This window comes from Acaryochloris marina S15, assembly GCF_018336915.1.
GTDB classification, from domain to species: domain Bacteria; phylum Cyanobacteriota; class Cyanobacteriia; order Thermosynechococcales; family Thermosynechococcaceae; genus Acaryochloris; species Acaryochloris marina_A.
Genome location: NZ_CP064923.1, coordinates 2,766,624 through 2,786,514, shown reverse-complemented (window position 1 = coordinate 2,786,514; position 19,891 = coordinate 2,766,624). Strand labels below are relative to the sequence as shown.

Sequence of the window (19,891 nt, the reverse complement as noted above, 5' to 3'; positions counted from 1 at the left end):
TTCTGTTTGTCTGCCAAAGTAATAGTTAGCGTTGGGATGGGCTCAACACCAGCCATCCTTCTCGGATTTCTTGCTCCCTTAAGAAGGTGGCTTGAGAAGAAACTGGATTGATGCTGATTTCCTGTAGATCAAAGATCTGATCAATCAAATCATCGAGATTTTCCAAGGCTCCCGTCAGGACTTCCCGTTTATCTCGGTCAACAATATGGGCTTTACTCGAAGCAGCGCCATTACCACCCGAAGGCGGAAATGTGAGCCATGCTTGATCTAATAATCCTTGCCACACAGAGTCAGGATCTAGATTGGGATCAGATGTCTTCTCAACGAAAGATTGAACAAAATTTGTTTTCTCAATCACTGGCGTTGTCAAAATCTCTGACCAGGTGTCTCTGCCTTTTTGCTCTAGCCAAACCCAGTCATAGTCCGGCGCTGTTGGCAACGGCAGGTGCAAACGCCCTTGTTGGGTCCGCTCCGTCAAAATAGGTGTCGTTAAGAACGTCACCTTAATATTGGCTAACGCCTCTGCATACTGTTCCGATGGAATCGTAATTACCTTACTGGGCAAAATACCCGCTGTGGCATGAACGCTCCCTCTCGGATCCACCAACATCGTTAATCGTTGGGGAGGACTGCTAATGGACTGGATAATATTAATGGGGACTTCTTCGACGCCTTCAATCTTGTCAGATTCATTCAAATCGCTTTGTTGGGCATAGAAAATGTTGTCTTCATACTCATAGCCTCCCTCTGCTACAGGCTGTTCTTTCCAATAGCCAATGACGCCATCATTAAGTTGTTGGTACGCTCCAATGCGAATGGGAACCTTGACCTCGGTTAAATCATCCGTGTCTCTTTGCTCATGCGATCGCATCTGCTGCATATCTTGACGAAATACAGTCCAATCTTGGTTGATGGCGGGAAGTCCTTGTAGCTCTAAGTTAACGGCTGCTCGCACCACTGCGATCGGACGTCCCATAAGTAAGGCCAAACTTTGATTCTGCGCAAAGTTTTCTGGATCGATATGATTCAGCGCATTGTTGAGACATAGATTAAAGTTTTCAACAAACTCAGGGCCTGACGTAATGATGGTTTTCACCATTTTGTGCAAATGGGGATTCGCAATATTGGGAACTTCTTGTCCCTCAATGATTGTGGTCGCCAGGGTCGTTTCGCCCGGCACATCATCCCATTCCCCATTGACATTAATCGCTCCCAACGCTTGCCCCGCATTATCGTAAAACGTTAAACCCCCATTCAGGTTGTTCGGCAGTATCCAGCCACAAATAGGCGTAGTGCTAGGATCATCATTGGTTTCTCGGTTATCTGCATCATTGGCAGCTAACCAACGGAAATTAATCCGGGTGGGTTGCACAAAGCGAGGCGGCAGCTTAATCCGATTGTTTTCTGCGGCCTTCATATGCTCTGGCTTAATCACATATTCATTTGAGTTAACCTGCCAGTCTAAATTTCTAACTTGTCCAAACGTATCCACTAACTGCAAATCAATAATCCGCAGTTCTCCCGAGCGAATCGGACTAAAATCATCCAACGGTTGGGGAGCACTTTCAGCTTCATCTTCAACCGCTGCCGCCACCTCGGATGTAAAGGCCTGGTAATCCGCAAACCCAATCGGGTCTTCAATCTCTAGCTGCAAGGTTTGCTTGTGCATGAGCAGTACATCATTAAACCCGCCGATAGACTGAGACAAACAATTTAAGCTTTGTAGCTCCTGATACGCCTTAATCGCGGTATAGATAGGGTCCGAAAAAGTCTTATTGACGTACCACAACTCAATATTGTCAATTTGCTCGGCTAGCAACTCAATATTCTGCTGATCCAGCTCAATGTTTTGCTCTTGATAATAGGTTTCCAGCGTTTTGTGTTTTTGCAAATACGCTTCAATTCGCATCTGCAGAAGTGAATTAGCATAGGGCGTTAAAATGCTAGAGCCGCTGTAGATATTAGAATCTTGGTCCGTTTTGATGCGATTCGCCGCCGTATCTGCAGCAACAGCGTAGGTAGATTCGGGTGATAAATCGATATCATTTGCCTGCAGTGTATAATTTCGCGTTAGAAAATTATCACTATATTTACGATTGGCGGACGTTTTATTACCACCTTCAGTCACTGGAAAGACTTCAACCAACCATTCCAGTAGAATGGGATTCCAAGGTTGAGCTGTCCAAATATTAAAGCCGATTCCTTCTTGCTCGCTTTGACGATCGAGTTGGTCAATTGTCTCGAAAACAAGTTTGAAGTCTTCCGCAATTAAATCTTGAATCGTCCGATTAGTAAGCGTTTGGCACTCAAGTAACCCATCCTCACTCAAACGACCATCTTCACCATGCCGTTGACTCGCTGCGACAGCATCCCCTTCCATTAACACAACTGGCTCTTTCGGTTCCCAGTAGCGAGGCCCGCTAACCAATTCCAACTGATAGGTCGGCGGCTGAGACGCTTTTTCTTTTTCTGTCTCGTCTAGAGCATCGTATTCATCTTGAAGGGCTTGATTGTGGGTATCAATCGTCCGCACTACATTGTTGATTAGCCCCGCGAGTTCGGAGGCCAGGGAAATCTCAGAGTCTGATGTCAGAGGCAAGCTGTCTGGATTATCTAAATCTAATTTTCCAGTGGCCTGGGCCTTTTCTAATAGCGGTTCGAGTCCTCGTTGTTGGATATAGTACTTGACTTGATCAATATCAGGATAGTCATCCTGGCTATCTTCTGGGGGATAGGCACAAATCATATACTTGTACCAGTCAGAGAAAAGTTGTCTACGTCTAGCGCCCAATTCTGCCAATGCAGCATCATAGAGCTGCTGTTGCTGGTTGAGAGCATTGAGCCCGGCGGCAATATCGGATGGGATGTCAAATTTTGTCTGAGAAGATGTGCTTTCTGAAGAAGACGGATCTGAAGAGGATGGCTGTGTTTGTGTTTCTATACGAACTTTCCACAGAAAGTGGCCCGTGACCGCATTGAACCCAGCCTCATGACGAATCTCCTGACACTTAGGGCCAATATCTAACTGTTGACTTTCTAAGTCGTCGGTAAACTGTAGCGCTTCCAATTGTTCCTCAATCGCCGCTTTCTGAGATTGATCGATAGTCTCAGCCAGATAAGCTGATAAGGCCTCTGTGCCTGTATTTGCAACAGCCAGACGAATATTAGCGGTCTCTAAGGGAGGTTGCCCTGAGTAGTCTTTAGGCGGTTGGAAAGTTAACCGTGAATAACAGACAACCTGAGGGGCTTCACTTGTTGGATTCAAGCTCTCATCCCCCCACTCAAATTTCCACTTGAATTCCTCTTGGATACTGTTCATCAAGGCTTCGAGCGTCAATTCTGCATCTGGAAAGTCCGTCTTGAAGTTGTTCTTAAAATCTTGGATAAATTCGCTCAGATAGTTCTGCTCAGCGTTGCTGTACCAGCCAATCACATCGTATTGCAGACCCTCGGGCAGCGCTGTAGCATCGGCATATTTAGGATCGTGAAAGCCAAATACACTTCGACAATTAGGATAAAAAGCCGCAAACGTGGGTTCACCATACCCGATAGCCGTCAAGCGCTCTAGGTGCTTGGCATCGGCGCTACTTGCTGGTTGCTGTTGCTTCCATTCCTCTAATGTTAGCGTTCGGCCAAGATACCGAAAGCCTGGAAGATAGGAGTTTTCGGAGTCAGCATAAGGATACATGACACTATCCTCCTGAAAACCTGCATCGGGTGGATAAAGATAATCACTTTCAATCACCCAATGTTCTGTATCTTTATCCAGTCGCCGAGTGACTAACCAACGATTGGGAACTGCTGGAAAGTTGCCATTCTCAATTTCTTGAGTCAGGGCATCAGGCAAAGACCAATGTAGATGAATGCCCGCTTTTAGAAAAAGGTTCTTATTTTGAAAAGGTTGAGAAACAATAGACTCACTGAGATTAGCAATATCAGGATTAACATCTCGTTGTCCACTGAAATAGGGGAGGCGATTAGGCGCTGTCATTGTTTCTGCAACACCGGTTCCAAATTTGAGATGTAAGGCATCTGCATGTATCGGGACCAATAATACGTTGCTCATGCTTAGGAAAAGTCTCCAAACTATAAAATCCTGGTGGTGTAGAGTATTTTTATCGCCTCTGCACCGTTGTGAAAGACGATGGCAGCCAAACATTGAATCTGTCAGTCCTGAATAGCCAAAATTTAGGAGCCTACACCAGTCTGATAGGCTGATTGCGTGCCATAAGCTAAACTCCGTCTACCTTTCATGAATTACCTAGTTGTGTCGAAAAATTGTGTCTGCGCTGAGAACCAGTGGTAATCTGAGAAGCTGTGTTTCTTTTCTCTCCCACCCATGAAAACTGCTAACCTATCTAAATGGCGTCATTATCAAGCTGAGTTCATCCTGCTCAATGTCCGGTGGTATTGCCGCTAAAAGTTCAATCCTGGCTGAAATAAGATGCAAAGCTTGGCTTCTTGGAACACTGTTTTAATCTAGCGATCGGCTACAGTATTTCTCACTCTGTCATCTTTGTCTCTTCTAAGAGAGTAGCTACTGATAGACACTGACAAAAAGGGTGGCACCAGGCTGATCGTATAAGGGCACGACTTTGTCGCGTAGATCTTGGTTATACATTCTGATACAGCCTAGGGTTGCGAACATAGGTTGCTTCGGTTTCCATGCACCTGGCCATCCGCAACCACTGCCGCCGCCATGGATCATAATCCCTGCCCGACCCAGATTAGCTTCTTGGCTTTCTAGTTCAACCAGATCAAAACTAAACCAGCCATAAGACATGCGGTCGCGGGTATAGCCAGCATGGTCACCCGCTTGCTCATAGTCCCGATAGATTTGCCCACATTTGTAGAGACCTGCCGGGGTATCTCCATGTTTGCCAAAGTAATTGTCCTCAAACTGACCACGACAGAGACATGATAATTCCCACATCAAAGTACCGTCATAGTCATAGCACTTGATCTTCCCTACGGCATCATTGGCCACTAGATGATAGTCTCCGGGTTTAAAGCCATGGGCATCTGGATGAGACTTTGGGCCTTTCATCCCTGCTATAACATGGAGCTGCCGAGGACCAGAAGGTTGGATTGGTGTTGAGATGGTCACCATAGATTCAAAACCTACCACCGCCGGTGGGTTGATTTTGAGCCGCTGTTCAATGGGTTCGCAGTCCTGGGCAGTCTGAATTTCCTGGGCAGCGGCGGCACAAGCGGTCGTTGGCACTTCACCACACCAGACTTTAGCTTCGGCATATCGGCGGCGACCTAACCCCACTTCCACATTTTCGCCGGGGTTACGGTACATCATCAGGGTGCCAGGGACCGCCTGCCAATCTTTTTCTTTTAAGTTGCGTGTGATGGTTCTATGGTTGGGGGAACCGTAAAAATCAGCGCCATTGTTATAGGCAAAGCTGGTTAAAGCGGCCCGCTGTTGATGGGTCATGTCGTCCCAGTAAGGGATGGTCGATTGCAACTTGATCCAAAAATCCTTGTGGCAAATGTAATCGTATAATTCATCTGCTTCGGTTTGGGTAATGATGTCCCCCATCTGGATGGCAGAACCATCTTTGTAATAGGTACTGCCCCAGCCAATCGTTACGGGTAGCCCACCACTTCCGGCTCTGGGATCGGGATAAGCTTGAATTCGCCCATCCGCTAATTTCCTTTGACAGCCTTCGTAGAAGTGGTTGAGTTGGGCGACCTCTGGTGGTAGCAAGGGAATCCCTGGAGTCTCTGGTTGGGAGAGGTTAGAAGTGGGGGCGGGCAAGGCAGGGACTTCTGGTTTCTCCCAGGCATCCTCTGGAATATGCCACGATACTGGATTGATATATCGTGTGACACCTGTTTCAATCGTTGGGTAATGGTCATGCCAGGTATAGGGGCCTGCTAAGGTAATCTCCGCCAACTGTGAATTTACGGCAGACACTTTAATGATGCCTAGGATTCCTCCTTCATACACTTTTGCTAATCGATTTAAGGGCTGAAGGTGGGGTTGGTTGGGTAAGGGGGCTAGGAGAGTATTCTTTTTCGCTGTAATAAATGGCATTACCAGCCCTCCTGTAAAACGGCGGTTAATTCTTTTTCAGGGGTTTGAATCTTGATGACTTTAGAGGAAGTTGAAACCACCTCGGTAGATGGCACAGCTACGATTTGAGGGGCTGCTACTTTTGTGGGTGGTGCAGCGGATTGAGGCTGTTTGTCATGCTCTGAAAATTTTTGTAAGCCCTTCATGCCTGCGCCGCCAATCGTCAAGGCCCCAGTTAGGATATATAGGTTTTCTGAAAAAGCTTTTCCTCGCCATTCTCCAGCAGCCAGGGTAATGGCGAGGCCAAGTCCCACCAATACCGATGCGGTGGTCTGCAGCCTTCCTGAGGATTGCTTGCCTTTACTATCTTGGAATATCCCGGACATACCTAATCTCCTTGAAATATTGATCAATTGAGTGCTTTGCTGCCTGTTGAAGCAACCTTCTGATTGGTGCAGATATCCTGGGTAAAACTCAAGACAAGTATCGTTAACTCATTGGGTTAAGTCTGATACTTCTCAGGCTTCTATCTAATGCAATAAATTCTTTTTAGAAGATAAATAGTGAATTATGACTAAAGAGTGGCGTGAACTGATTTCTATCTGAATTAGAACACTCGTTTTAGAGGTATTCAGTGATATATGACTATTTTTAAAGTGATTGTGAACACATTCTGTGTGTGTAGTTGTGTTTAAAGCTGCAACAGTCTTGAGCAGCTCCATTACCTAAAAATGTTGTGATACACGATGGCACTTTTAATAAATCTTGATCAGTCATGTTGAAATTGTCAGGGGTGGTTAGATAAGTAGATCAAGATTGCCATAATGCACCCTAAGTTTTGCTCTTATTATTAATTAGCTTTGGGTATTTCTTCTAGATCACTAATATATTTGATGAATTTTATCTGAATTCTAGAGTTAGAAGTTGAAGGCCGATATAGATTGAGGGAGTTGAATTCAAATCTAGAAGAAATGATTTATCTTTCTGGAGCTATAATCATGATCAATTTTTTTAATAACTACATTAAATCTGTGGCACTATTTTGTTAAGACATGATAGGAATATCAAATCTAAATGCAGAAAAAACTTGAGAAGTTTTCGCTTTAAAAAGCTAGAACACTATGTTGGCAATGCGTCTTACGAATTGATCACTCCTTAAGAGAGTAGTGCCCAACACTTACCTCCAGAAATTGGCAATCTTGCTAATTTGGAATAGCTGGACCTTGAGTTCAATGGACTGTGTAGTGTCTCTTCAGAAATAGGGCAGCTTTCTAATTTGAAATTCCTTTATCTTGACAGTAATCAATTGATTAATTTTTCATCAGAGATCAAAAATCTTCTAAATCTCAATGCACTAGCCTTGCCTAATAGTTTATTGAAATGAAGTTATCGAACGATATAAACGAGAACTTTTATAACTTAAAAGCTATACCTTAACATGAGAAGGAATACTACAACTACTTCGAGCTTCTTGTACAATCGACTCTTCAGAACCTTTCGCTATCAAAGAACAGTAGTAAGGCTAGAATTCATTGCAGGCCTCCATTTGGTATCGATCAATTTCTGATATTTATGTAGTTCTGCCACAGTATCTGCTTGTAATTCCATATAGCCATGTCCAACTCCACCTTTTCTTAATTCTAATGATTGAGTGATAGGCTTAAGTTTACGGATAGACTGATTTTCAATTACCTTACCTAGATCAATGTTGTGTTGGGAAAAACCACAAAAAGACAAGATTTCTTCAAGTACCTGGCTTGGGTATTGAAATAAGTTTTCATATTCAACTAGCAAGATATTTTTGTACTTGCGGGTCTGTTGGATGTGCTTGACCCAGCCTTCTACAGCATTCAAGCAAAACTCATCAATAGATAGATCTAGTATCCAAGGAAATTGATTTAAGAGTTTTGGAGATCCAGAAATAAAATGATACCAAGACACTAAAGTGTCGGCTGGATTGCGCAGTAAATAAATGGTTCGATGTCCTTTGGCATCTCTATGTTCATGACTCTTAATGATACGTTGGCTGATGTCTTGATAGTTATGTAAACAACTTGGTTCCAAGCTTTGGGTATAAATAGACGGAATTACAGTTTCAAAAGGAATATCTGATTGTTTTGAGAGCAGGTTTTTTTGTGACTCTAATATCGAGTTTGCTAAGAGTCTTCTTAACCAAGTATTTCCAGATCTTGGATAAGATAATAAAACAATATCATTCGATTTTATAAGCGATCTATTCTTCCTAAGAAGATCATGATTAGGTTGAAGAGCATAAATATTGGAAGGATGAAGAAATCGATCAATTTTATTCAGTATATGGATGACTTTCATGATTTTATCTACTACTATAAGAAACTACACTTTTATGGTCAAAAAACAGTAATTATGTGGCATTTCAAAGAAATATCACATTAAAAATAATCGGTATCTGTTACTAAATGAAGCAAAGCTTTTCCCTTTAGACTGCATAGAAGCATAAAAACTCTCATGTAAGCGCTATCTAAAAATGCATCTATTTATATCTAAGAAGATGTGTAGCTGACTTCAGAACTGAGAATGACTGACTTTTAACTGAGTTAAGCTTGAAATGAAAAATATAGAATTTTCTTCTGCTTAAGAATTTTATTTGGCCGCAAAAGTAATTTTTTGATAGAATTGTCACTGATTTAGACACTAAAAAGTAGTGATCTAAATCAATTTTTAAATGATTGACCAATCTTCATCATCGAGTTCCAATACAATTGATCTGACAGAACATATCACGGTAGTCAGGTGAGATTATCTCAACCCCTCTAGTTAAAGGAGGTTCGAAAAAGGTTCTACTGAAGGGAGTTATAAGCCAAGATACTCCCATGAACGAGAAAAAAAAGGCCGTTACTTTCAGAGCTAGCTTGCCAACTGATTTCGGGTTTTAATCCATAGGTAAGATTATCTAAAACCCGGAACGAGCTGAAATCAAGGATATTGGTAGCTCGAGAACTACTGCCTTGCAGGTAAAAATGGAGAGATCTCAGAATATAAGAATTACTCTGCAATCGATGAGTAAGTTTAAGAACGAGCCCAATACAACGGAATTGACTTCCCTCTCACGAAATCGAATTCAATCGTCGCCTGAAATAATTTCTAAATATAGCTTTCAGCCTTATAGACCTCTATTTCAGGAGTCGTTGTCATACCCTAGTTTGCCCCGATTCTCAAAAGAAAATCATCCTTGACAACTTAGTTGGGTTTTGTTAGATGTTTTAATAAAGTATAAAGGTTTTATATTATGAATAAAACAACTAAAAATCCTTGGCCTACTTTACCTTTAATTTGGTCGGGCATAGGGATACTAGCTGCAATTTGGATTACTCTCCAGATTGGATAAGGGTTGCTTGTGATCTGAAATTCGCCGGGGTTAAAGGTTAGAAGGTATCCTGTGCCTTTGTGGCAAACAGGTTCAGCAATCACCTCACCAGTTTTAGTTAGCAATGGAGAGTGGATTATTTCTCTCAATATTGGTAATTCAGACTACCTCCCCCGAGCGATAATCTGTTGGTCAGGAAAGTGAGGCAATTCACACGCTTTTTTGGTCCCCAAATCTCAAAGGGTTTGATTGATTGGAAATTGGAGTGAATCTGGTATCTCTCGATCAATAAAGATAACGACTTTATTGATCGAGAGATGACTAGTATCGATTGTCGCAACCGCTCTTAAAACCCTGACAAGAATATACTTGGCGTTCGTGTAATAACTTCACAATAAAAAAGCACGGACTAAAAAGCTTAAAACTCATAGACTTGGGCAATCATTGTGCTCCGTTGCTTGCCCCAATCTCGCACTACCACTTTACTGTGATCTCCTTCGGAAAAGATATAGGAAAGCTAGATCACAATTACCCAACCCCAATCCAAACCTTCCTGTTTCCAATGCCGGGGAAGATGTTGGTTGAGTACTTTTGGTAAGCCCATTTGCATCGTCATGTGCAGCAATAGCACTACATCATCAACACGCTCAGTCGTAATAGTAAGTTGATCCACCATGACACAGTCCTAGCTTGATGGCTAGACGAGCGCTGAATATCTGCGATTTGATTACGCGAACGTCAAGTTTACAGCGTGATAGGCAATGATTTTCAGTCCAATCCACAAAATCCATAAGAACGAGGTTTGTCTGCAAGACGTTCCTCAATTGGGAGGCTATCATGGCCTTGTAGACTCAGCGAGAAGGGTATGAAGCACTGAGATGCTCCTAGATTGCTGTCGTCATGTAAAGAAGTAGAAACAGGTTTATGAAGCAACATCGAAGGGCAATCTGGGGGGTACTACTATTTAATCTAAACCTACTGGGTCTTCCAGTACTCCTAACGTCAATATCATCCAGTCAAGCCCAAACCGTAACGGGGAACTGCGATGGCCAAAGGCCGGTCGGAGACCATCGCATCCCCGCAGCAGCGCTACCAACAGGCCTATCTAACCCTCCTGAGCCGCAGCCTGCCACAGTCAGAATTGGTCATAATGTCAGCATTGGCTATGGAGTTCGCGTAGAAGGTCAGGTCGTTACCAAAAAACCGGGTCTGCCGCTCCAAGGCCCAGGTAGCCCCATCGTTCCCATCCCTGAAGGTGTATCAAAAAGTTCCATCGCCGCATTTTATCCCGATGCTTGCAAAACGAAAGCCCAGCCCATTGCCCGGCCCCAGATCGACAGACCGACGGGACCCTCTCCAATCGCCCTGGCCACCGGGGATATCGCCCAACGAGCGAAACAGGTCACCGTTAGCTTAGGGAATGGCATCACTGAAGGATCTGGCGTGATTATCGAGCGCCAAGGCAATACCTATACTCTCTTAACCGCAGCTCACGTCGTGGCTGCAACCGATAGCCCCTATCGGATTACAACAGATGATCAGCAGCAGCATATGGCCATGCAGGTGCGCCCCTTACAGGATATTGATCTGGCAGTCGTAACCTTCCAGAGTGATCGCACCTACAGCGTCAGTTCCCTTGCCAGTGGGCAACCTGCTAGCGAGGGTTTGCCCGTTTTCGTATCGGGATTTCCGATGACGACTGCTGCTATCACTCAACCCGTCTATAACTTTACCGATGGCAAAATTACGGCTCGCAGCAGCCGCAGCTTTGCCGATGGTTATGCCATGATCTACACCAACCGAACCCTCCCTGGCATGAGTGGCGGCGGCGTTTTTAATGGTGATGGTGAACTCGTCGGCATTCACGGGCGAGGGGATGTCGATAGTACCCTAGAAGCTTCAACGCTCAATACCGATATTCGAATTAAAACAGGGTTCAATCTCGGTATTCCCATCGAATCGTTTCTGAAGCAAGCCCAGTCGCTGGGGATGACCTTAAAGGCACATCTGCCTGCCAATGCACCACCTCCATCTCCCGTTGACGACTCTCTCATCAATGCCGCTATTAAGGCCCAGTCAGGTGACTATGCTGGCGCTAGGGCAGTTTTGTCTCAGGCCATTGGCAGTTCACCTCGCGAGGCTCGCCTCTATTTAGCTCGGGCTAATTATGCGATCGCAAGTGGTCAATCCCAAGCTGCTCTTCAAGATTTAGACCGAGTGATCGAATTCGATCCCAAGGCAGAACAGGCCTATTGGCTACGGGGAGCCTATCGGAATGCGAGTCGTGATGCAGCGGGTGCGATCGCAGATTTTAGTCGGGTGATTGAACTGAACCCCAACCGTTTGCAGGCTTACCTGTGGCGGGCCACGCTTTATATGGCCCAGACCGATTATCAATCCGCCATCCAAGACTATTCCGCCATGATTCGGATTGATCCGCAAAATATATTGGCCTTCAGTCAGCGGGGCAGTACCCGCTTTATTCAGGGCGATCAGCAGGGCGCTCTCAAAGATTATGACCAGCTGATCAAGCTCAATCCACAGAATGCCGAAGCCTACGATCGTCGTGCCCATGTACGTCGCTATAGTGGTAACCCCCAAGGTGCGCTCCAGGACTATCGCAGGATGACCACAATCAATCCTCGCAATTCCCGCGCCTATGAGCAGATTGCTTCCCTGAGTCAAGATCAGAATGATATAGAGGGGGCGATTGCGGCCTATGGTCAGCTCCAAACCCTTAAACCGAATGATACGTCGGTCTATCTGAGTCGGGGGCAACTGTACGAGAAACAAAAACGCTATGTTGAGGCCATTGCTGACTATACCAAGATGATTAAGTTACAGCCCTTTCAATCGTCTTGGTTCATCATGCGCGGCAGCGCCAGAGAAAAGGCAGGGCAGCGTGCAGGGGCAAAGGCTGATTATCGTCAGGTTGCCAAGCTTTATCAACAGCAGGGAGATGAGTCCAGTGCAAAAGACTGGCTAGAGAGAGCGAATAAATTGTAGTCAGCAATGAAATGACTCATGAAACACTTGAGATACTTTGTGTCATTTGTTGGTCTTGCTGCTGTGTTGCTTCTGGTATTGAGTTGGTTGGATATTCAACGTATCCGTTCTCAGCTTAAACAGGAAAGGATTAGCCTAAGTCAGAAAAAGGCTGATTTACACTGGGCTCAAGTCGACCAAAATAAGAATAGAGTCGAAGTACTATCTGGTTATTTTCAAACGATACAACTTTTTATAGATCAGGGATTGAAGGAACCATCAGCTCCTCCTAGCCTGATAAAGGAAGCTGAAGAAATAACCTTAGAAACACTACCTCAATTGGATGGGAGAGGGAAAGGAGAACTGCTTTTGTTTCTATACAGCGAAAGCCTAATTGGGAAATGTCCATTGCATTCTGCCAAAATGTATTGTCAAATTCCAGGCAGAATTCCAATACTTTCTTTAGTAGGAGCGGATCTGCGCAGGGCAAAACTCAGAGAAATATCACTCAATGGAGCAGACCTTAGAAGAACAGACTTGCGAGGAGTAGATTTTCGGGATAGCGATCTGACCAAAGTTGATTTCAGAAAGGCTAACCTTAGTGGAGCAGATTTAAGCACAGCTGTTCTGTATGGTGCTGATTTGAGTGGGGCTTTCTTAAGAGTGGCGATACTTAAACAAACTCGTTTGGGATGCTATGCCTCATGCAGCGGGACACCAGCTGCATCCTTAAGACAAACTGATCTCCAAGGAGCCGATCTAACAGGTGCGAATCTTGGCTATGTCTCTCTCGAAGGTGGAAACCTTCGAGAGGCATTACTCATTAATGCGAAACTTGCAGGAGCAAAGCTAGAGGAAGCAAGTTTTGTAGACGCCGATCTTGCAGGAGCACATTTGAGCTACTACTGGAAAGGTAGCTGTAGTGCTTCGTCCTGGGAAGCTAGAGTAGCAACTGTGAATAACACAGATTTCACCAATGCAAATTTAAGCCGGGCCAATTTGCAAGGGCTGATGATAGATATTTCTTCAGGTATAGAGGGTGCTGAGTTGTCTAACGCCAATCTGGATGCAGCCCAGATCGGCTCTGGTCCTGAAGGTAACTGCTAATTTATAGCCCACAACTGATTTCGGGTTTTTGTATGGTCAACCTGAAAAGAGTTCTGTATAACTTCTAAGCCCGAGCAAGCAGGGCAGCATGGGTTGCTTGCATCCATATCAACAAGAACAATAAACTTAGCAAGAAGCTCAAGGCTGTTAGCCATATGCCAATTGGCCTGGGTGGAGAATGGAACATGGGATATAGCTTTTGAGTGACCACCCGTCCTCGCCTGAGATGTTGCTCCGCAATCACAGCTACGTCATAGGGGTGAACGCAGCTGTACCATATCTCTTCAGGTAACATGAACACCATTGGCCCACTCCCACATTGCCCCAAACAACCTGAAGACTCCACGATGATTCCAGGGGGAGTGCTAGCCAGAAACTCAGTCAGTACGTTTGCTGAACCTTGCTGGTGACAGGTCTTATTCTGACAAACTAAAATTTTTGTAGGCATCTAGACAGCTCGTAGCAAGCTCTAAACCACAGGAAAAATACAATACAATGGCCCAGCCATAATATTCAAGGCTTGGAATTGAAATCGCTGCCAAATAATATTAGATTGAATTCTAAATCATCGGCTTCGATTCTAAAAACTCTGATATCGGTAAAAATAACTAATTTATTTCTGGAGCTTAAAATCACTGTTCCGTGATTTCTCTGTTCAATTCCTCATCAATTTATCTGATGATGCTAGTGAACTTACCCTGATAGGCACAGATTATGTTGACTGAAATATTAGCTGAAGCTTTGGCAGTGACTTCCGATAACTTGATCTTGTCAAAAATAATGTTTGATTGTGCGGGTGAAGCAACCGATGAACTCAGCTCAGAAGCCAGACAAAGATTGGGCCTTGTCCAAACCGGGCTCGCATTGGCATTTGAGGGTCTGGAATGTGATGAACTGCAGCACCTGATCCAGCAAGCAGCTATCTATAGCGACTTGTAATGTCATTGCTACGCCCGTTCACAAAGACTGGCTGAAACGTAGTTGCGATCTCAACTACCCCATCAGTAGGACTCGGTCTAACACATGGATCACGCCATTCTCAGCCTCAATATCTGCGGCAATCACCGTGGCATTCTTCACTTCAAAATTCTCAGAAGCACGAATGGGAATAGGCGAGCCTTCCACAGATACCACTGACTCCAGCTCTTGTAAATCAGCCTGAGTAAGCTTGCCGGGGACGACATGAAACGTCAAGATTCGGCTCAGTTGGGGGATATTCTGCAACAAGGTATGGATGGTGCCGTCAGGAAGCTGGGCAAATGCATCATTTGTAGGTGCAAAAACAGTAAACGGACCAGGACTTTTCAACGTCTCTACTAGATCTGCTGCCTGGACTGCCGCAACTAGGGTCGAAAAATCATCAGACCCAACTGCAATATCAACAATATCAGCCATTGTAAGAACTCCTTTAACCGCAAATTTCAATGGATTGAGCAGTCAGTGACCGCCGAGGGGGATAAAATTCGTCAGACCTAGCGATAGTCCTGGCGTTGAATATCCATTAACCGAGCTTCAGGACGTTTGAACCGATCGAGCTGGGATTCAAAGAAGTCCCGATTGGCCTGCAAATGTTGAGGGTCTTCATCATCCAGGGGATAGAGCAGCGCTTGGCGAAGGGCCTGAATCACCGCCGAAGTGACGCAATACATGGACCGCTGAAAGGTTACTCCCAGTTGAATCAGGGTGTCATCTTCACCTCGGCAATATTGCTGGTAATAGTCCACTAAATAGGGGGGTAGGAAATGCAGCATATCCTGCATGAGCAGGGTCGGAGGGATACCAGCAGACCCAATGGGAAACACGTCAGCATAGAGAATGCCGTAGTGAAAGTCTTCTTGATTTTCTGGGACTTGCTTGGCCTGGGCATTGTAGGACTTTGTTCCCCGGAAGGGAGAGGTGCGATAGAACACCGCTTCCACATAGGGAAGAGCCGCTTCATAGAGCCACATAAACCCTTTGGACTTAGGAACAATTTCGTAGCATTCTCCCCGAATATAGACATTGTGATAGATGGGACGACCTGCGATCGCAAAGATGCCATTCACCAAAAAGTCCATGGCTTCGGGGACCGTGGTCAGCTTGCCCTCATCGTAGAGATCCGACATTTCAAAAAAGACGGGAGCCATCACTTCCCAGAACAGGCCCAAGTTGGAGTAGTAGGATAACTGCCGAACCTGCTCCACAAACATATCTGGAAAGAGCTTATACAGCCCTAGCATCACCGGGTTGCCTTTGAAGTAAGCTTTGATGGCTCGATCGGCGTTGGCAACGTACTCATCCGTATCCAAGTACGGATCAAACTGACCTCCCATATTGCGATGCCAGAACATGGATCGCATACAGGCTTCCGCGAATTCCATATTGATCCGGTCATGCCACAAGTGATGCAGCAGTTTAGGGAGCTTGCGCTTGATCTCACCCTTCTCCATAAATTCCACTAATTCAGGGTGAGCGGTGGCCTCGCCTCGCCAAATCCGCAAATCTGCATCATCCCCAGCATAGTGATTGTGGAGATCCAGATACTCTTTGGGTAAGAAGTACTTGAACAGGGGCAACGGTTCTAGGAACACCTGTTCGGCGATGTAGAGCAAGTTGCGCCAGTAGAAATCCATGGGGACTGCATAGGCTTTATAAATGCCAATAATCTGCTTCAGATTTTCTGGCGTATCGGGCAACATTGCCCCACCCGCTTCCAGACGATGAATAATATCAGCGAACTGATGTTGAGACGGGGGCAGTTTAGTGGGTGTCGAGGTCGTGGCACTCATAGGAATTGCGGATAGACGTCTAACAATGAATCGAGAAACAAAGAAGGGGGTTTAACTTACAGAGGAAGAGTTCCCAGCGCTTAGCAAAGTTGGCATGGGTTCAGGGTCAATCTTGACTACAAATGTATTAGGGGTGGGAGTAGATAGATGGATTTCTGCAAGCATGGCTGCAGTTGTGGGTTCACTCCACCGCACGAGCCAAGACGGTTGCAGCCCCAGAACAATAATCAGCAACGTTAGAATGAGGGCTGGAATTCGCTCATTCCATTCCACCTTAGGGTAGTAAGCAATGCTGCTATCTAAGCGCCCAAAACAGGTTCGGTTCAGCAAGATGACAAAATACACTGCCGTTAATCCGGTCCCCACGACGCTCAATAGGGTTTGAATGGGGAAGGCCGCATAGCTGCCTTGGAAGACCAAAAACTCAGCGATAAAGCCCACCAATCCGGGAATTCCTGCACTAGCCATGCCCGCGAGAACAAGGAGAGCACTGACTAGAGGTAACCCTCGCACTGGATTCATGAGACCATTGAGGACTTCTAAATCTCGTGTCCCCACCTTGGTCTCAATGATACCGACCAAATGGAAGAGCAGCGCCAAGATCAGTCCATGGGCAAACATTTGAGAAATGGCACCGACAACGCTGAGTTCCGTATGGGCGGCAGCGGCCAGGAGGATATAGCCCATATGTCCCACGGAGCTATAGGCCACCATTCGTTTGATGTCTTTTTGGGCGATGGCAGCTAACGCACCATACAACACACTCACAATCGCCCAAGTCGCCAACACAGGAGACAAGGTTTGCCAAGCATCGGGAAACAGGGGCATACAGAACCGAAAAATCCCGTAGGTCCCCAATTTAGCCAGCACCCCCCCCAGCAAAATAGCAACGGGAGTGGAAGCGGCAACGTAAGTATCGGGAAGCCAGGTATGCAAAGGGACGAGCGGGGTTTTAATACCAAACCCCAGCAGCAACAGAATCAGTACCGCATATTGAATATTGATGGGCAAATCCTGTCCCAACAAAACCTCATAGGAAAAACTGCTGGCCTCACTAAACCAAATCACCCCTAAGAACCCAGCTAAAATCAGGCCCCCAGAGGTGGCGGTGTAGAGCAAAAACTTGGTGGCAGCACTGCCCTGCTGGGAACTGCCCCAAATGGAAATTAGCAGATAAAAAGGAATCAGCTCAATCTCGTAAAAGAGGAAAAACAGCAGCAAATTCTGGGCCACAAAAGCGCCAGCGACGCCGCCGTTGATTAACAAAACCAGGGCATAAAATAGGCGAGGACGCTTGGTTTCGACGCGGCTACTGTAAATAGCAATCCAGCAGAGTAGGCTATTCAGAACGAGGAGGGGCAGAGATAATCCATCTACTCCTAACTGGTAGTCCAATCCTAGATCTGTGAGCCAAGACCGAGTCTCCTGAAATTGAAGAGCATTGTTACTCACATCAAATTGAGCAACTACGGCCAAGGTGAACAGCAAGATTGCCCCTGAGAGGATTAACGCAGCTAGACGAACGTTACGACCTGATATTTGCTGAGGCAGAAGAGCCACAATGATGGCTGCAATACAGGGAAACCAAATAAGTACATTGAGCATGAAATTATTAGGTATGAAAAAGACGGCAGGAGGGCTGGAGCGGAAGAGGATGAGCTATGCGAGAGACCGCAATAGCAGCAAAATAATAATGAAAACCCCTGAAACAATCGTTAGCAAGTAGAGCTGGGTTTGTCCGAAGTTTCCATACTTGAGGACTTCCCCTGTGTTGACGGAGGTACGGGCAATCCAGTTGACCACGCCATCTACAACATGGCGATCTAGCCAGTCAGTAAGGCGAGAAATCCTATCTACCCCCGCAACAATGCTGGATCGATACAGGGTTGGGGTGTACATATCGAAAGCAAAGAAGTCCTGCACTGAGGTCCAGGGCAATCGAATGGGTTTGGAAAACTGGTTACCGATGTAGATATAAGCACCCAGACCACAGCCCACCAGACTAGACGCTGCTAACAAAAAGCCTGCTTCATGATTAAGAACTGACCAGTGGGGGAGGAGTCCCAGCTTTTGCAGAATGATGGGCAAATGTAGGGTTGCTCCAGCCAAGAAAGTGGTCGGTAAGGTGATAGACCATAAATTCTCGGGGGCTCGCACCGTCATGGGCTGGCGCTCTCCCGCAAAGATTAAGCCGAATTCGCGGATAATGCTGAATCCAGTCAAGGCATTGACGAGCAAGATGACTGCCACTAATACCGGATGTTGGACCCACAGACCATCCACTAACTCTAGGAGTGCCCAAAAGGTACCAAAGGGCGGTAGAGCCACTAATCCCACGGTGCCTGCCAGATAACTCAGTCCAGAAATGGGACGACGGCTCCATAAGCCTCCTAGTTGGGTCAGGTCTTGGGTAATGGTATTGAGAATAATCGACCCCGTACTCATAATCAGCAGAGACATGGACAGGGCGTAGGTCAACATCAGCAGCAGCGCAGCATTCAACTGTTGTGTCCCTACGGCGATAAAAATTAGCCCCATGTAGACACTGGCTGAATAGGATAAGGCTCGCTTGATGTCAATTTGTGCGATCGCAATAAACGTACCGCCAATGGCAGTAATGGCTCCGACCACAATCATGGCGGTTAAGGCAATTGGTGCTAAGGCAATCACCGGAGCTAATTTAATCAGCACCCAAGCCCCCGTAGACACCACCACGGAATTTCGCAGAATTGTCCCTGGAACCGGGCCTTCCATCGCCTCATCTAGCCACAGATGCAGGGGGAATTGAGCGCATTTACCCATGGGACCTGCCACTAAACCTAGGCCTAGCCAGGTCATCACCGTGGGGCTAACCTCTGCGGTTTGGGCCCAAATTGCTAACTCTCGGTAATCCCAAGTGCCTGCCAAGGGAAAGATGGCTAGCACGCCCATCAAGAGGAATAAGTCCCCAATTCGCTTGGTGAGAAAGGCATCCCGAGCACCCGTAACCACGAGGGATTGGTTAAACCAAGTTCCCACAATTAAATAGGTGGCTAAGGTCAGAATTTCTAGAATGATGTAGCTAAAAAATAATGAGTTGCAGAGGGCAAGGGAGCACATTCCCGTTTCGAATAGAGCCAGAAGGGCGAAGAAACGAGCCCAACCCCAATCCATCTCTAAATAGCCAATGGCATAAACTTGCGTCAGCAAGTTGAGGCTGGTAATGACAATGCCAGCACCAAGGGTGAGGGAGGAAATTTCTAAGGGGATATTAAGGGTCAGTCCCGATACTTCCAACCAAGAGATATTGATGTATTGAGGGGGTTGGTTCCAAAAACTGGGGAAGGTCACCACGCCATGCAAAAAGGCACAGAAGGTCGTGACAATATTGACGTAGCCAGCCGGGCGAGGCCCCGTCCGACGGATGATCGAGGGGGTCCATAGGAGGGAAATCACCATGCCGATCAGAGGATAGCAAGGGATAAACCAAGCTGTTTGCGTTAAAAACTCAAGCACAACTGATTCCAGAACTAAAAGGAAAACTTATATAGACTTAAATCTAAGGTTATATAGAAATAAGTTTATGAATATCAATATAGTAACTTGTAACATAACTTCAAGTAAAATTAATTTTCTTTTTAAAACAGCTGAATTTCACGGCAAAATACAAGCCGTTGTGCA

12 protein-coding genes and 2 pseudogenes are annotated in these 19,891 nt (G+C 45.7%); 4 read left to right on the top strand and 10 right to left on the bottom strand.

The features are described from left to right. Window positions 1-25: 25 nt before the first annotated feature. Entirely contained in the window at window positions 26-4,066 is a 4,041-nt protein-coding gene (locus tag I1H34_RS13150) for a hypothetical protein (RefSeq protein WP_212666002.1), read from the bottom strand. Between the two features lie 273 nt (window positions 4,067-4,339). Between I1H34_RS13150 and I1H34_RS13145 the strand changes: the two are divergent. After that, a pseudogene (locus I1H34_RS13145) lies at window positions 4,340-4,417 on the top strand (IS6 family transposase); the annotation flags it as partial. Window positions 4,418-4,537: 120 nt separating this feature from the next. On the opposite strand, the gene I1H34_RS13140 reads toward I1H34_RS13145, so the two are convergent. From I1H34_RS13140 to I1H34_RS33250, 4 genes and pseudogenes are all read right to left on the bottom strand, one after another. After that, on the bottom strand, window positions 4,538-6,046 hold the full coding sequence (locus I1H34_RS13140; protein ID WP_212666001.1) for a glycoside hydrolase family protein: 1,509 nt from the start codon (window positions 6,044-6,046) through the stop codon (window positions 4,538-4,540). Then, a complete protein-coding gene (locus tag I1H34_RS13135) occupies window positions 6,046-6,411 on the bottom strand; it encodes a hypothetical protein (protein WP_212664598.1) in 366 nt (121 codons plus the stop codon). Before I1H34_RS13135 ends, I1H34_RS13140 begins: the two co-directional genes overlap by 1 nt. A 1,117-nt stretch (window positions 6,412-7,528) precedes the next feature. Next, window positions 7,529-8,356 carry a sulfotransferase domain-containing protein gene (locus tag I1H34_RS13130; protein WP_212666000.1) on the bottom strand — a complete coding sequence of 276 codons (828 nt, stop codon included), beginning with the start codon at window positions 8,354-8,356 and terminating at the stop codon, window positions 7,529-7,531. A 1,445-nt stretch (window positions 8,357-9,801) separates the two neighbouring features. Continuing rightward, window positions 9,802-10,047: pseudogene (locus I1H34_RS33250) on the bottom strand (IS1634 family transposase); the annotation flags it as partial. Window positions 10,048-10,295: 248 nt separating this feature from the next. On the opposite strand from I1H34_RS33250, the gene I1H34_RS13120 reads away from it, so the two are divergent. After that, entirely contained in the window at window positions 10,296-12,377 is a 2,082-nt protein-coding gene (locus I1H34_RS13120; RefSeq protein ID WP_235108529.1) for a serine protease, read from the top strand. Window positions 12,378-12,416: 39 nt separating this feature from the next. Then, complete coding sequence (locus tag I1H34_RS13115) at window positions 12,417-13,463, top strand: pentapeptide repeat-containing protein (RefSeq protein WP_212665999.1); 1,047 nt, start codon at window positions 12,417-12,419, stop codon at window positions 13,461-13,463. A 64-nt stretch (window positions 13,464-13,527) separates the two neighbouring features. Here the strand turns inward: I1H34_RS13115 and I1H34_RS13110 are convergent, their stop codons facing one another. Continuing rightward, on the bottom strand, window positions 13,528-13,911 hold the full coding sequence (locus tag I1H34_RS13110; protein WP_212665998.1) for a (2Fe-2S) ferredoxin domain-containing protein: 384 nt from the start codon (window positions 13,909-13,911) through the stop codon (window positions 13,528-13,530). A gap of 266 nt (window positions 13,912-14,177) precedes the next feature. Here I1H34_RS13110 and I1H34_RS13105 point away from each other — a divergent pair, with 266 nt between their 5' ends. Beyond that, window positions 14,178-14,402 carry a hypothetical protein gene (locus I1H34_RS13105; RefSeq protein WP_212665997.1) on the top strand — a complete coding sequence of 75 codons (225 nt, stop codon included), beginning with the start codon at window positions 14,178-14,180 and terminating at the stop codon, window positions 14,400-14,402. 54 nt (window positions 14,403-14,456) lie between these two features. On the opposite strand, the gene I1H34_RS13100 is transcribed toward I1H34_RS13105, so the two are convergent. From I1H34_RS13100 to I1H34_RS13085, 4 genes are all read right to left on the bottom strand, one after another. Next, window positions 14,457-14,858 carry a fasciclin domain-containing protein gene (locus I1H34_RS13100; protein WP_212665996.1) on the bottom strand — a complete coding sequence of 134 codons (402 nt, stop codon included), beginning with the start codon at window positions 14,856-14,858 and terminating at the stop codon, window positions 14,457-14,459. Window positions 14,859-14,935: 77 nt separating this feature from the next. After that, window positions 14,936-16,231, bottom strand: a complete 1,296-nt coding sequence (locus I1H34_RS13095; protein WP_212665995.1) for a CO2 hydration protein — start codon at window positions 16,229-16,231, stop codon at window positions 14,936-14,938. A gap of 51 nt (window positions 16,232-16,282) precedes the next feature. Further along, window positions 16,283-17,836: an NADH-quinone oxidoreductase subunit M gene (locus tag I1H34_RS13090; protein WP_212665994.1), complete on the bottom strand. Its 1,554-nt coding sequence runs from the start codon at window positions 17,834-17,836 to the stop codon at window positions 16,283-16,285. A gap of 54 nt (window positions 17,837-17,890) precedes the next feature. Beyond that, on the bottom strand, window positions 17,891-19,726 hold the full coding sequence (locus I1H34_RS13085) for an NAD(P)H-quinone oxidoreductase subunit F (RefSeq protein WP_212665993.1): 1,836 nt from the start codon (window positions 19,724-19,726) through the stop codon (window positions 17,891-17,893). Between the last annotated feature and the right edge of the window lie 165 nt (window positions 19,727-19,891).